This window comes from Roseateles paludis (assembly GCF_039872745.1).
GTDB lineage: Bacteria > Pseudomonadota > Gammaproteobacteria > Burkholderiales > Burkholderiaceae_C > Pelomonas > Pelomonas paludis.
This window is the reverse complement of the sequence record NZ_JBDPZD010000003.1, coordinates 452,567-465,688: the sequence shown is the minus strand read 5'-3', so window position 1 is coordinate 465,688 and position 13,122 is coordinate 452,567. Positions and strand designations below refer to the sequence as shown.

Here is a 13,122-nt window from a genome sequence, read left to right as displayed (position 1 = left end):
AATCGAGTAGTCTTGTCTCGGAGTGGGTGCTACCTGGCTCCAGGCAACCAAGAAGAAGATAACGACAGGGCTGCGGCCGGTGACTTAGCTCGACATGGAACGGCAAAGTACCGAGGCCGAACTTCGCGCTCAGCGACCGTGGGTGAGCATCGGCGGTTGAGAGCGGCGCAACCACCTCCTCCAGCGCGCCTGCGCGACCAGTCATCCTGGCTCCGAGGCGATCGCCTAGCCGCCCGAGCTCGCCAATGAGCGCATCCGGACTCACAACGCATCGAGCCCATCCAAGCTCCTCCAGCTGCTCACAAAGCGGCTGTTGTTTGAAACGTGCAGAGCTAGGCATCAGGTGGATTGTTGCGTTGCCGCAGGCGCTCGCACACTGGGTGTTAGCACCACCCACGGCGCGGCGGGCGGTCCCTCTACGCGAACTTCTTGCTACCACCCAAGAGTTGAATCTTGAGCGGCTGCTTTAGGGCATCGACTTCAGCACGCCTAAGGACCGCAGCCGCTGCAAACCGGCCTGTCGGGCACCCCCCTACTGCAACGTCCCCGAGCCCTCCGCCCTCTCATTCCCCAGCGTGAACATCTGGCCAACGTCGACGGGGTCGAGGCGGTAGCGCTTGCCGCAGAACTCGCAGCCGACTTCGATCTGGCCGGCTTCGGCGAGCATGTCGTCGGCCTCTTCGCGGCCGAGACCGCGGAGCATGTTGGTGACGCGGTCGCGGGAGCAGGTGCAGGCGAAGCGGGGGTGCTGGGGCTCGAAGCGGCGGACGTCTTCTTCCCAGAAGAGGCGGCGCATGATGGTGTTGGCGTCCGGGGTCAACAGCACGTGATATCAATCTGGGCGCGCGGGCTGGCTCGGGCGTGGCGATGATCCGCAGCGCCTGGTAGCACGCCGGGCTTTCGCTGCGCATGGCCTACAGCGACGAGCCCTTCAAGCAGACGGTGCTGGAGATGCGCTGGGCGCTGGCGGCGGGAGCAGCGGCGGTTGCGCCAGAACTGGCCCGACAAGGCCGATGTGTGGGAGGTGTTGGCGCGACGGACGGCTCACTCAAAACCGACACCCTGTTGTGGCTTGCGGCGCTGGGCTGCAGCCGCGCACTCCCTGTGCAAGCCTTCTTGCATAAGGTCGCCTCAAATTAAGCGTTGCTTTAATATGCAGCCCTTGCAGTAAAGAATGCATTCATTCAATTTGCGGGCCCTGGCATGCGCAACACCGGCAGCTACGTCACCACCACCACGCTGAGTGAAACGGTCAGGGCCTTTGTGCCCCGGCCGTTGCCGCCCATGCGGCCAGCGCTGGCGAGTGATTGCTATGTGGACCGCTGCAGGGTGGCCGAGCTGGCGCTGGCGCGGCTTTCGGGCGTGGGGGGGCTGGTGCCTTCGGTGGAGTGGCTGCTGTACAGCGCGCTTCGCAAGGAGGCGCTGTTGACCTCGCAGATCGAGGGCACGCAGGCCTCGCTGGCGGATCTGTTTGATGACGAGGCGGGCCTGGCCGTGAGCAATGGCGCCGATGTGGAAGAGGTGAGCAACTACCTGCGCGCCTTTCGCCTGGTGCGCGATCAGTTGCACGCGCCGAAGGGCCTGCCGATCAGCGTACGCCTGTTGCGCGAGGCCCATCGGCTGCTGCTAGACGGGGCGCGCGGCGCGGGCAAGCAGCCGGGCGAGCTGCGCCGCTCACAGAACTGGATCGGCGGCACGCGGCCGGGCAACGCGGTTTTTGTGCCGCCACCGCCTGAGCAGGTGCCCGCGCTGCTGGCCGAGTTGGAACGCTTCATTCACCAGCCCCCCGAGCCGCCGTTGCCGGCCCTGGTGCGGGTAGCGCTGGTGCACGCGCAGTTTGAAACCATCCACCCTTTTCTAGATGGCAACGGCCGCATCGGGCGCCTGCTGATGGCGGCGCTGATGGAGGATTGGGGCCTGCTGCCCGAGCCGCTGATGTACCTCAGCGGCTACTTGAAGCAGCACCAGGCCGAGTACTACCGCCGGCTCTCAGCCATTCGCACCGACGGCGATTGGGAGGGTTGGGTGGCCTTCTTTTTGGAAGGCGTGGCCGAAGCGGCGCAGGAGGCTGAACGGGGCGTCGTGGCGATCGCCAGCTTGGTGGCCGCAGACCGCCGCCGCTTGCTGAATGCGCCCAAAGGCAGCTCGACCAGCTACCGCCTGTTCGAGATGTTGCCCATGATGCCGCGCTTTACGGTGGAACAGGTGCGCCAGAAGCTGAGCACCAGCTTCCCGACGGCCAACGCCGCCGTCAAGCTGCTGGAGGATCTGGGCATCGTGACCGAGCAGACCGGGCAGAAGAAGAACCGCAACTACAGCTACCAGGCCTATGTGGATCTGCTGGCGCGCTAAGGGCAGTTCCACAAGCAGCTAGGGCCGGTCACTGAAGGGTGCCCGACCCCTCCTGCCGCTCATTCCCCGGCGTGAACATCTGGCCCACGTCGACGGGGTCGAAGCGGTAGTGCTTGCCGCAGAACTCGCAGCCGACTTCGACCTGTCCGGCTTCGGCGAGGATTTCGTCGGCCTCTTCGCGGCCGAGGCCGCGGAGCATGTTGGAGACGCGGTCGCGGGAGCAGGTGCAGGCGAAGCGGGGGTGTTGGGGCTCGAAGCGGCGGACGTCTTCTTCCCAGAAGAGGCGGCGCAGGATGGTGTTGGCGTCCAGGGTCAACAGCTCTTCACTGGTGAGCGTGCTGGCCAGGATGCTGATGCGGTTGTAGGCGTCTGAGAGGCCGATGTCGTCTTCGTTACGGCGGCCCTCCAGATTGCCTTCGCCCTCGACGGGCAGGCGCTGGATGAGCAGGCCGGCGGCGATCTCGCCGTTGGCGGCGAGGACGAACTTGGTGTCGAGCTGCTCGGACTGCAGCATGTAGTGCTCGAGCACCTCGGAGATCTTCTGCAGGGGCTCGCGCTGGTCGCCGTGCAGGGGCACGACGCCTTGGTAGGGCTGCTGGCCGGGGAACTTGTCCTTGGGGTCGAGGGTGATGGCGCAGCGGCCTTGGCCGTGGACGTTGAGCAGGGCTTCGAGGCCGGCACCGTCGGGCACCTCGCCGACGCGTTTGGCGGTGGCGCGGAAGCTGAGGTCAGGCTGGACCTCGGCCACGGTGAGCTTGACGGGCCCGTCGCCAAACACCTGCAACACCACGGCGCCGTTGAACTTGATGTTGGCCTGCATGAGGACGGCGGCGGCGGTCATCTCGCCGAGCAGGTCACGCAGGGCGGGCGGGTGTTCGGCGCCAGGCTCGCGGCGGGCCAGCAGCTCCTGCCAGGCGTCGGTGAGGCGCACGAGCATGCCGCGCACGGGCAGGCCTTCGAACAGGAACTTGTGCAATTCAGTCATCAGCGGGGAGCTTCACTCAATCCATCAGTCGGTGCGGGTCAGCTCACGGATGACCTTGGCGGGCGAGCGGACGATGAGGGTGTCGGCGTCGCCCCGCAGCACGGCGTTTGTTGGCCCAGCGGCCAAAGCCGGAGATTTTATGAGGCCGCCCCCCCGGCAACGCTGGGCGGCCGGCGCGATCTGCCGAACAGACAGCGGGCGACGCGACGACACGGCCACACAGCTCGCGGCAACGGTGCTCCAATCAGCGCATACATCGAGTCCGCCTCGTGATGATCCGTTGCCTCCTGGTTGCCGCCCTGCTGTTCGTGGCTGGCCTGTGCGCTGATGCGGCGCCGCTGGTGGTGACACTGCGCCAGCCCGCCAGCGCCAACGATCCGCGCGACACCTATCCGCGTGCCTTCATACGCCTGGCGCTGGAGAAGACGGTGGCCACGCATGGCCCCTACACCATCCAGTACTCAGAGCGCATGAACGACCAGCGTGCGCGGATCAGCGTCGAGCGGGCGCTGTACCCGGGGTTCCTGACCGTGGTTGTGCCCAACGAGGACGGTAGTTCCGTCGACCTCATCCCGGTGCGGTTCCCGCTGTATCTGGGCATGGGCGGCTACCGGGTGTGCTTTGTGTCGCCGCTGGCGAAGACGGCTGTGGCCAAGGTGCGCACGCTGGACGAATTGCGGCGCTTCACGATCGCGCAAGGCGTGGGCTGGCTGGACGTGCCCATCCTGCGTGCCAACGGCTTCGAGGTCGAGGAGGTCACGAGCTACGAGTCGATGTTCAGGATGGTGGCGCAGAGCCGCTTCGATCTGTTCTGTCGCAGCGTGGTGGAGGTGCGCGGGGAGGCCGAATCCCACGCCGACCTGCCGGAGCTGATCCTGGACAAGACTTTCGCCCTGGTCTACGACCTGCCGCAGTTCTTCTACACCCACCGCAGCAACCGCGAGCTCGCCGACCGCGTGACGCTGGGGCTGGAGATGGCCTACGCGGACGGCTCGCTGCAGGCGCTGGCCCGCACCCACCTGAGCGATTCCCTGCGCTATGCAGACATGCCCAAGCGCCGCGTGTTCCGGCTCCACACGCCGCCCCCGAAAGGGATCGACTTCGACTACCGGCGCTACAACCTGGACCTCACCCGCGAGGTTCTGAAGTGAACTGGTGCGCCTCAGTCGGCAGCGGGGCGCCTCACTCAACCAATCGATCAGTCAGTCAAGGCGCGTCAGGCCACGGGCATAGCGCTGGCCGTTGGCAACGTAGTGCCGGCTGCTCGCCTTGAGGCCGGCGATCTGCTCGGGCGTCAGCTCGCGCACGACCTTGGCGGGCGAGCCGACGATGAGGCTGCCGTCGGGGAAGTCCTTGCCCTCGGTCACCAAGGCGCCGGCGCCGACGATGCAGTGCCGGCCGATGCGCGCGCCGTTGAGCACGACAGCGCCGATGCCGATGAGGCTTTCGTCGCCGATGGTGCAGCCGTGCAGCATGACCTGGTGGCCGACGGTGACGCGCTCGCCGATGACGAGGGGGAAGCCATGGTCAGCGTGCAGCACGGAGCCGTCCTGGATGTTGGAGCCGGCGCCGATGGTGAGGGTGTCGGAGTCGCCCCGCAGCACGGCCTGGAACCAGACGCTGACATCGGCCCCCAGGGTGACGCAGCCGATGACCTCGGCGCTGTCGGCCACCCAAGCGGATTCAGGCACCTGGGGCCTGTGCTCGTCCAACTGATAGATGGCCATCGCTGCTCCTCAAACGCCCCGACTCCAAGGGGCTGGAGGACTGTATCGCCCCGGCGCTTGCGTCAGGGCTGGAGTTCTGGCGCCTGCAACACGGGGTAGGTGGCGGCGGGCTCATCCACGCAGAGCAGTTGCGCGCCGGGGGTGCTGTGGCTGCGCCAGCCACGCAGCTCGGCCGCACGGCTGGGGATGAAGGCATGCGGCCGCGCCACCGCCCAGGCCGCGCGCGCACCCGGGCTGCCCACAACGATGACGCTGCCCTCGCTATCTGGCGGCAGCGGTGGCAAGCCGGGTACAGCGGCCAGGGTGAGGCGCTCGTCGCGCCAGTCGATGACGTCCACCCCTGGCGGGCGGGCCAGCACGGCATGCACCTGCGAGATGGGCATGGCAAAACGGCGGCCGGCGTCGAACACCAGGTAGGGCTCCAGGTTGCGCTGCACGGCTGGGGCCCCAGTGCCGGGGCCGCTGGACTCGCGGTGGCTGAGGCTGGCCTCGGGCAGGGCTTGCAGCAGGGCCACGGTGCGCAGGGTCTGGATTGGGCCGAGCGGGCTGTCCTGCGCGGGGGTCACCCAGGTGTCACCACCTCGGGTTGAATCGGCCGGCAGAAGGTGCAGGCCCAGCATCTCGGACACGGGCATCAGCAGGCCGCGGCCCTGGGCGTCTTCCAGCATCAGGGCCAGGGGTGGGGTGTCGCTGGCGGTCAGGCCAAGGCCGGCGGGGCTGAGCACGGCCACGGCGCGGCTGCGCCACTCGGCAAGGCCGGCGGTCAAGCCCACCGTCGTGCCGCCGGGTGCCCAGCGGTGGGTGTAGGCGGGGCAGTGCAGCACCTCGGCCACATCGCACGCAGGCACGGCCAGCAAGGTGGGTGCCGCCCCTGCGGGCCCAGCCAGCCGCACCACGGCGTGCAGCGCGGCGCCCGGGGTGCGCGCGGCATCGGCCGGCGCGCGGGTAGCGTCCTGGGCCAGGTCCAGGCCTTCAGCCCAGCACTGGGCCAGGCGCATCAGCCGTTCGGCCTCCAGCACACAGACGCCGTCCACCTGGGCATCGGTTTGGCCTGGGCTGGCCAGCACGGCGGCAAAGAGTTCGTCGTCGTTGTCGTCACGGTAGAGGGCACGCACGCCGCCACGGCCGGCGCGGTGCAGGCCTTCCAAGGCATCCAGGCGCAGGGCCACGCTGCGGCCCTGGGCGTCCTGCAGCACCAGGGCCACGCCGGTGTCGCCGGGCGGTGCTTGCAGCTCAACCCAGGCGGACAGCTCCACCAGCGCCTGCGGCCCCTGGGCGGTGGGCAGCACGCCAACGATGGCGCCTTGGCGCCGGGGCAGGCGGTGCCACTGCGGTGGCATGGGCAGCACGGCGCGCACGGCCTGCGCAGCGACGGCGATGGGCACGCCGCCAACGCGCGCCAGCACATAGGTGGTGGTGGGGTCGGGCGAGGCCATCGTCAGGCGGCGCTGTGCTGGGTGAGCTTCTCGATGGACTTGAGCAGCTGCGCCGCATTGGTAGTGGCGCTGGCCTGGTGCTGGGTGGCGTCATGGATGCCGCGGATCGAATCGGCCATGCCCTCCAACCCGATGAGGATGCGCTGGAAGGCGTTGGCTGCCTCGGCCGTCAGCCGGCTGCCTTCGTCGATGCGCTGCACGGTGGCGCCAATCAGCTGGGCGATCTGGCGCGCGGCGGTGCCGGACTTCTCGGCCAACTTGCGCACCTCGTCGGCCACGACCGAGAAGCCCAGGCCGTGCTCGCCGGCACGGGCCGCTTCGATGGCGGCGTTGAAGGCGAGCAGATGGGTCTGGTTCGCGATCTGGCCGATGGTCTCGACGATCTCGTTGATGTCGGCCGAGCGCTTTTGCACGTCCTGGATGGCGTCATTGCTGTTGTCGAGCAAGCCCACGCCCTCCTGGGCCTGGCTGAGGCTGGACATCGAGCCATCGCGGGCCACGGCCGAGCCCCCGGCAATGGCGGTGATGGACGCGGTGAGGCGGTCCAGCTCCAGGCTCATGGCCGACACCTGCTCGGCCACGTGGCCCTGGCGCTCGACCTCGGCCGTCACGTCGGTGGCGAACTTGACAACCTTGAGCGGCCGGCCTTCGGCGTCGAGGATGGGGTTGTAGGTGGCCTCGATCCAGATGCGGGCGCCGTGCTTGCCCACGCGCTGGAAGCGCCCGGCGGCAAACTTGCCCTCGTTCAGGTCTGCCCAGAAGTTGCGGTAGGCGGCCGAGCGCACGTAGTCGGGGTCGCAGAAGAGGCTGTGCGGCTGGCCGACGATCTCGGGCTCGGTGTAGCCCATGGTGCGCAGGAAGTTGCTGTTGGCGCTGAGCACGCGGCCTTGCAGGTCGAACTCGATCATGGCTTGCGAGCGATCCAGCGCCCGCAGCAGGGCGCGCGTGGCGGCGCGCTGCTCCACGGCGGCGGTCACGTCGCGCACCACGGCCACCACACCCAACAGCGCGCCAAGCTGCGCACCCTGCGGCACACCCTCAGAGGCCCGCACGGGCAGCAGGCACAGGCCCAGCCAGCGCAGTTGGCCACCGGGCAGCGTCACGCAGCTTTCGCCTTCCACCGCGTCACCGTGCTCCAGGCGGGTCCAGGTGTCGGCCTCGGTGGTGCCCGGCGCACAAGGTACGGCCAGGCGGCGGCCCAGCCAGGCTTCTGCGGCGGCGGGCACACCCTCCTGGCCCAGCAGGGACAGCGCTGCGCCGTTCAATGCGGTGATGCGGCCCTGCGGGTCCATTTCCAACTGGGCGAACTGTTGGCGCAAGGCCTCGCTCAGTGCCTCGGTCGGCCATGGCGCTGGCGCGCCGACTCTCTGTCCACCCTGCAAACTCGACATCACAACCTCGCACGTCCGATCACGCCCTTTGGCCATGCCGGCCTCTGGTGCAGAGGTATTGTCCCGCTTGAATCGATATATTTGATATTAGCAACGCATTTGATAAGACGTTAGCGTCGCATTTGTCACGGGCAGGGGCCCCGCAAGCCCTGAGCGGTACGGACGAAAATCCGTCGGCCAACGCGCCCGCCTCCAAGCGCCCGCCTCCTTCTCGCCCGTTCATCGCCCTGCCCATGTCCGACCTCCGCCTCGCCGCCCTGCAAGCCCTGGCCTGCCCTGAGCCCGAGGCCAAGGTGGCCCTGACCCTGGCGCTGGACCTGACGGGGCCCCTGGACGCCAGCGCACAGCTGGAGCCCCCAGCTACCCCCCTACCCGGCCGCCCCACGCGGCCGCAGCTGGTGCCGCACACGGCGCTCAAGCCCGGCGCGCTCTCGACGCCCGCCGGCCTGGCCGCCTTGCTGCACTCGATTGCGCACATCGAGTTCAACGCCATCAATCTGGCCTTGGACGTGTGCTGGCGCTTTGCCGGCATGCCCGAGCGCTTCTACCGCGACTGGCTGCGCATTGCGCAGGAGGAGTCGCAGCACTTCAGCCTGCTGCGCGAGCACCTGCGGTCCATGGGGTTTGACTACGGCGACTTCGACGCCCACAACGCGCTGTGGGACATGGCCGAGCGCACGCGGCATGACATCCTGGCCCGCATCGCCCTGGTGCCGCGCACGCTGGAAGCACGGGGCCTGGACGCCTCGCCGGCCGTGAAGCGCAAGCTGCTCAGCGCGGGCGACAAGCGGGGTGGCGAGATCCTCGACGTGATCCTGCGCGACGAGATCGGGCATGTGGCGGCGGGCAACCATTGGTTCGGGCACCTCTGTGCCGAACGTGGCCTGGACCCGGTGGCCACCTATGCCGAGCTGGCCGAGCGCTACCAGGCGCCCCGGCTGCGCGCGCCCTTCAACCTGGAAGCGCGGCGGCTCGCCGGCTTCAGCCAGGCCGAGCTGGACGCGCTGCAGCAAACCAGCCGCTGACAGCACACCGCCCAGGGCACACCGCCAAGGTCACGTCGCCCAGGGCACGCCCCCTTTTGTGGCGTCACGGGTATTCCGCAGGTTTACCCACGCACCAAATCTCGACAAAATCACGTGTAAACGTTTACATGAAACGTTTACACGCACACTCTCGCTGTCATCACTCTCCCTCTCGCCGCCATGCCAGCCACCATCAAAGACGTCGCCCGCGCCGTGGGCATGTCGGTTGCCACGGTCTCCCGCGCGCTCAATGGTTTTGAGAACGTGCTCCCCGAAACCCGCGAGCGCGTGCTCGAAGCGGCGCGCAAGCTGCACTACACGCCCTCGGGAGCGGCGCGCAGCATGGTGCTGCGGCGCACCGACACCATTGGCGCCCTGCTGCCCGACCTGCACGGCGAGTTCTTCTCGGAGCTGATCCGCGGCATCGACGCTGCGGCCCGCAGCCGCGGCCTGCATCTGCTGCTGTCCAGCTCACACGGCAATGCCGACGAAACGGCCGCCGCCATCCGCGCCATGAACGGGCGCGTGGACGGGCTGCTGGTCATGTCGCCCCATGTGGACGCCGCCTTCCTGGAGCGCAATGTGCCGCCCAGCCTGCCGGCGGTGCTGATGAACGCTGGCGTCACGGCCTCGCGCCACCCGGTCTTTGCCATCGACAACTACGGCGGCGCGCTTGCGATGACGCGCCACCTGCTGGCCGCTGGGCGCCGCCGCATCGCCTTCCTCGGTGGCCCGGATGGCAACTTCGAAGCCCGTGAGCGCCAGCGCGGCTACCTGGATGGCCTCGGCAACGCGCACCACGCACAACTGCTGCCCGGTGACTTCACCGAGGCCTGCGCCGCCGCCACCGCCGCGCGCCTGGCCGCTCTGCCGGCCACCCTAAGGCCCGACGCCGTCTTTGCCGCCAACGACGCCATGGCCGTGGCCCTGCTCGCAGGCTTCACCGCAGCAGGCCTGCGCGTGCCGCAGGACATCGCCGTCACCGGCTTTGACGACATCCCGCTGGCCCGCTACGTCAACCCCGCCCTCACCACCATGCGCGTGCCCATTGCCCAGTTGGGCAGCCAGGCGCTGGACGCCCTCACCCGCCAGATCGAAGCCGGCCCCGACGCCGCCCCGCAGGCCGAGGTGCTGATGCCGGTGGAGCTGGTGGTCCGCCATTCGTGCGGCTCAGCCTGACCACTTCCGTTGACCCATCCCAAGACCTAAGAGAACCAGGAGACCTCGATGCGACTTCCCTCAGCAGTATTCCAACGCCACGCCCTGGCCACCGCGGTTTGCTTTGCACTGGCGGGGGCGGCACACGCCCAGGTCAGCACCGCCACGCTCAAGGGCCAGGTCAGTGCCAAGGTGGGCGCCGACCTGAGCGTCGTCGCCGTGAACCAAGCCACCGGCGTGAGCTACAAGACCCGCGCCCAGGCCGACGGCAGCTACACCTTGCTGGGCCTGCCGCCCGGCAGCTATCTGGTGCGCGTGATGACCGGCAATGAGGCCGGCAGCGCCCAGGCCGTGACCCTGCACGTGGCCGAAACCGCCGCACTGGACCTGGCCGCCGGTGGCACCGCCACGCTCAACACGGTCACCGTCACCGGCAGCTCGGCCCGCCAGGGTGTGCGTGACTCGCAGATGGGCACCCTGGTCTCGCAAAAGATGCTGGAGGCCCTGCCCCAGGCCACGCACAACTTCCTCTCCGGGGCTGACCTGGCCCCCGGCGTCGTCTTCCAGCGCGACGGCAATGGCAACACCAGCCTGCAGTCTGGCGCGCAGAACTTTGACCACGTCAACGTCTTCATCGACGGCGTGGGCCAGAAGAACAACATCCTGCGTGGCGGCCTCGCTGGGCAGGACACCTCGCGCGGCAACCCCTTCCCGCAGTCGGCCATTGCCGAGTACCGCGTGCTGACGCAGAACTACAAGGCCGAGTTCGACCAGGTCTCCAGCGCCGCGATCACGGCCGTGACCAAGTCCGGCAGCAACAAGCTGGAGTTCAACGCCTACGCCGACCGCACCGGCACCAACTGGCGCTCGCTGACCGTGTTCGAGCAGCAGCGCGAGGCAGATGGCGTGCCCCTGCCGCCGTCGAGCAAGAAGGAGTTCGGCTTCAGCGTCGGCGGCCCGATCAAGAAGGACCAGGTGCATTTCTTCTTCGCCTATGACGGCAAGAAGATCGACGACTCGCGCCAGGTCGTGCCGCGCGAAACCGACAAGCTGCCCTCCGGCGCCGGCATCGTGCCGTCCCTGCTGGCCGCCAAGGGCAGCCACATCGACAGCTTCACCGAGCACCTGCTGTTCGGCAAGATCGACGCCAACCTCAACGACGAGCAGCGCCTGAGCTTCTCGGGCCGCATCCGCCGCGAGAGCGACCACCTCGCCGAGTCGGCCGACCTCTCGGCCCCCGGCAATGACAAGGACCGCAAGAACGACGAGACCCGGCTCGACCTCAAGCACGAGTGGATCCGTGGCGACTGGCTGAGCGAGGCCCGCGCCGGCTACGAGGACTACCACTGGAACCCGCGCAGCGCCGCCACCACGCCCTTCGTCAAGTACAAGGTCTCGACGGCCACACCGCCGCGCCTGGATGCGTCGCAGGACGTGCTCTTCGTCGGCGGCTCGCCTGATGCACAAGACCGCCGCCAAAAGGGCGTCTTCATCTCCGAGGAGCTGAGCTACACCGGCCTGCGCGGCCACGTCATCAAGGGCGGGGCTAAGCTCAAGTCCATGAAGTACGAGCTGGGCGGCACCTCGCGCTCGGTCGACATCGTCGAGACCCTGATCGACCGCGTCACCGGCAACCCCTACTTCAGCGGCGGCAGCTGCACCGGCACCAACATCAGCAATGGCGGCGCCAACAGCGACCAGTGCAAGATCGACCGTGCCCTGCCCAGCGCCGACGCCAACTTCAGCAACCGCCAGCTCGGCCTCTTCATCCAGGACGACTGGGCCATCGACAAGCAGCTGGAGCTCAATCTCGGCGTGCGCTGGGACTATGAGAGCAACATGCTCAACAACGGCTACGTCACGCCGGCTGAACGCGTGGCCGCGCTGCGCGCCGCCGACGGCGAGCGCTGGGGCATCAAGCCCCCAAGCGGCCAGACCTACGCCCAATCGCTGGCCCTGGGCGGCGTCAACATCGACGACTACATCAGCACCGGCAACTCCCGCAAGGCCTTCAAGGGCGCCATCGCCCCGCGCCTGGGCTTCTCCTACGACGTGACCGGCGACCGCAACACCGTCGTCTTCGGCGGCTGGGGCCGCAGCTACGACCGCACCATGGCCAACCATGCGCTGGACGAGCTGCAAAAGAACAAGCAGGGCGGCGGCGAGATCTGGCTGATCCGCAATGACTTCAAGCTGCCCTATGCCGACCAGCTCAGCCTCGGCGTGCGCCAGGCCGTTGGCGACTGGAACGTGGAAGCCGCCTACAGCCGCGTGACCGCGCGCAACCAGTTCATCTGGTTCGGTGGCAACCGCGACCCCAAGGGCGGTTGGGCCACGCAAAGCCCCATCGACCCACTGTGGGGCGGCCCCAATGGCTTTGGCACCCTGATCCTCGGCGACTTCGTCGGCGCCACCCGCACCGACTCGCTCTTCCTCAAGGGTGAAAAGCCCTACACCACCGCCTCGGGCTGGACGGCCAGCGTCGCCTACACCTATGCCGACGCCCAGACCACCCACAAGGAGTGGGACAGCAATATCTTCGACTGGACCTACGGCCGCAGCACCCACGGCTGGAACCCCAGCAAGCTGGTGGACCGCCACCGCGTCGTCGGTGCCTTCATGATCGACAAGCTGCCCTGGGGCATGCAGTTCTCCACCAAGGCCACCTGGGCCAGCGGCCTGCCGCGCCGCATCACCAGCTGCGCGGCGGGTTGGGACAAGTGCGTCTATGTGAAGGGCGACTCCCCGAGCTATCGTCAGGTCGACATTGGCCTGGCGAAGGAACTCAGTCTTGGTGCCCAGCACAAGTTCACCCTGCGGGCCGACGTGCTCAACCTCTTCAAGAACACGAACTACGGCGGCTTCGACGACTGGGGTGGTGGCCCGGTGGGCGCCAACGACCCGAAGAATGCCGTGGGCGGCGACAACCTCAACCTCGGCAAGCCCAACAGCACCACGGGTGACCCGCGTGTGGTTCGCATCGCGGTTCACTACAAGTTCTGACCCCGCCAGGAGTGTGGGCGCCGGATATGCTGGCCCCCACTTGAA

The 13,122-nt window shown here is 68.1% G+C and carries 10 protein-coding genes; 5 read left to right on the top strand and 5 right to left on the bottom strand.

Features of this window, described 5'->3' with window-relative positions; all coding sequences use genetic code 11:
- Window positions 1-532: 532 nt before the first annotated feature.
- Entirely contained in the window at window positions 533-826 is a 294-nt protein-coding gene (locus tag ABDJ85_RS13365; protein WP_430765543.1) for an Hsp33 family molecular chaperone HslO, read from the bottom strand.
- Window positions 827-1,203: 377 nt separating this feature from the next.
- Between ABDJ85_RS13365 and ABDJ85_RS13360 the strand changes: the two genes are divergently transcribed.
- The gene (locus ABDJ85_RS13360) at window positions 1,204-2,352 is read left to right on the top strand and encodes a Fic family protein (protein ID WP_347705276.1); all 1,149 of its coding nucleotides are present in this window, start codon (window positions 1,204-1,206) and stop codon (window positions 2,350-2,352) included.
- Window positions 2,353-2,380: 28 nt separating this feature from the next.
- On the opposite strand, the gene hslO is transcribed toward ABDJ85_RS13360, so the two are convergent.
- Entirely contained in the window at window positions 2,381-3,337 is a 957-nt protein-coding gene (hslO, locus tag ABDJ85_RS13355) for an Hsp33 family molecular chaperone HslO (RefSeq protein WP_347705275.1), read from the bottom strand.
- 272 nt (window positions 3,338-3,609) lie between these two features.
- On the opposite strand from hslO, the gene ABDJ85_RS13350 reads away from it, so the two are divergent.
- Window positions 3,610-4,488 (top strand): hypothetical protein, encoded by an 879-nt coding sequence (locus ABDJ85_RS13350; RefSeq protein ID WP_347705274.1) that lies wholly within the window; start codon window positions 3,610-3,612, stop codon window positions 4,486-4,488.
- A gap of 51 nt (window positions 4,489-4,539) precedes the next feature.
- On the opposite strand, the gene ABDJ85_RS13345 is transcribed toward ABDJ85_RS13350, so the two are convergent.
- The 3 genes from ABDJ85_RS13345 to ABDJ85_RS13335 form a co-directional block, all read right to left on the bottom strand.
- The gene (locus ABDJ85_RS13345; protein WP_347705273.1) at window positions 4,540-5,064 is read right to left on the bottom strand and encodes a gamma carbonic anhydrase family protein; all 525 of its coding nucleotides are present in this window, start codon (window positions 5,062-5,064) and stop codon (window positions 4,540-4,542) included.
- Window positions 5,065-5,126: 62 nt separating this feature from the next.
- Window positions 5,127-6,500 (bottom strand): chemotaxis protein CheW, encoded by a 1,374-nt coding sequence (locus ABDJ85_RS13340; RefSeq protein WP_347705272.1) that lies wholly within the window; start codon window positions 6,498-6,500, stop codon window positions 5,127-5,129.
- A 2-nt stretch (window positions 6,501-6,502) separates the two neighbouring features.
- Window positions 6,503-7,819 carry a methyl-accepting chemotaxis protein gene (locus ABDJ85_RS13335; protein ID WP_347705271.1) on the bottom strand — a complete coding sequence of 439 codons (1,317 nt, stop codon included), beginning with the start codon at window positions 7,817-7,819 and terminating at the stop codon, window positions 6,503-6,505.
- 305 nt (window positions 7,820-8,124) lie between these two features.
- On the opposite strand from ABDJ85_RS13335, the gene ABDJ85_RS13330 reads away from it, so the two are divergent.
- The 3 genes from ABDJ85_RS13330 to ABDJ85_RS13320 all read left to right on the top strand — a co-directional run bounded on the left by ABDJ85_RS13330 (window position 8,125) and on the right by ABDJ85_RS13320 (window position 13,077).
- Window positions 8,125-8,916: a ferritin-like domain-containing protein gene (locus ABDJ85_RS13330; RefSeq protein ID WP_347705270.1), complete on the top strand. Its 792-nt coding sequence runs from the start codon at window positions 8,125-8,127 to the stop codon at window positions 8,914-8,916.
- A 180-nt stretch (window positions 8,917-9,096) separates the two neighbouring features.
- Complete coding sequence (locus ABDJ85_RS13325) at window positions 9,097-10,095, top strand: LacI family DNA-binding transcriptional regulator (RefSeq protein WP_347705269.1); 999 nt, start codon at window positions 9,097-9,099, stop codon at window positions 10,093-10,095.
- A 48-nt stretch (window positions 10,096-10,143) separates the two neighbouring features.
- Window positions 10,144-13,077, top strand: coding sequence for a TonB-dependent receptor (locus ABDJ85_RS13320; protein ID WP_347705268.1), 2,934 nt, complete (start codon window positions 10,144-10,146; stop codon window positions 13,075-13,077).
- Window positions 13,078-13,122: the final 45 nt, after the last annotated feature.

Excerpts from the sequence above, each read along its gene's own strand:
- ABDJ85_RS13360 (WP_347705276.1), top strand. The coding sequence starts at position 1,204 with ATGCGCAACACCGGCAGCTACGTCACCACCACCACGCTGAGTGAAACG.
- hslO (WP_347705275.1), bottom strand. The coding sequence starts at position 3,337 with ATGACTGAATTGCACAAGTTCCTGTTCGAAGGCCTGCCCGTGCGCGGC.
- ABDJ85_RS13350 (WP_347705274.1), top strand. The coding sequence starts at position 3,610 with ATGATCCGTTGCCTCCTGGTTGCCGCCCTGCTGTTCGTGGCTGGCCTG.
- ABDJ85_RS13345 (WP_347705273.1), bottom strand. The coding sequence starts at position 5,064 with ATGGCCATCTATCAGTTGGACGAGCACAGGCCCCAGGTGCCTGAATCC.
- ABDJ85_RS13340 (WP_347705272.1), bottom strand. The coding sequence starts at position 6,500 with ATGGCCTCGCCCGACCCCACCACCACCTATGTGCTGGCGCGCGTTGGC.
- ABDJ85_RS13330 (WP_347705270.1), top strand. The coding sequence starts at position 8,125 with ATGTCCGACCTCCGCCTCGCCGCCCTGCAAGCCCTGGCCTGCCCTGAG.
- ABDJ85_RS13325 (WP_347705269.1), top strand. The coding sequence starts at position 9,097 with ATGCCAGCCACCATCAAAGACGTCGCCCGCGCCGTGGGCATGTCGGTT.
- ABDJ85_RS13320 (WP_347705268.1), top strand. The coding sequence starts at position 10,144 with ATGCGACTTCCCTCAGCAGTATTCCAACGCCACGCCCTGGCCACCGCG.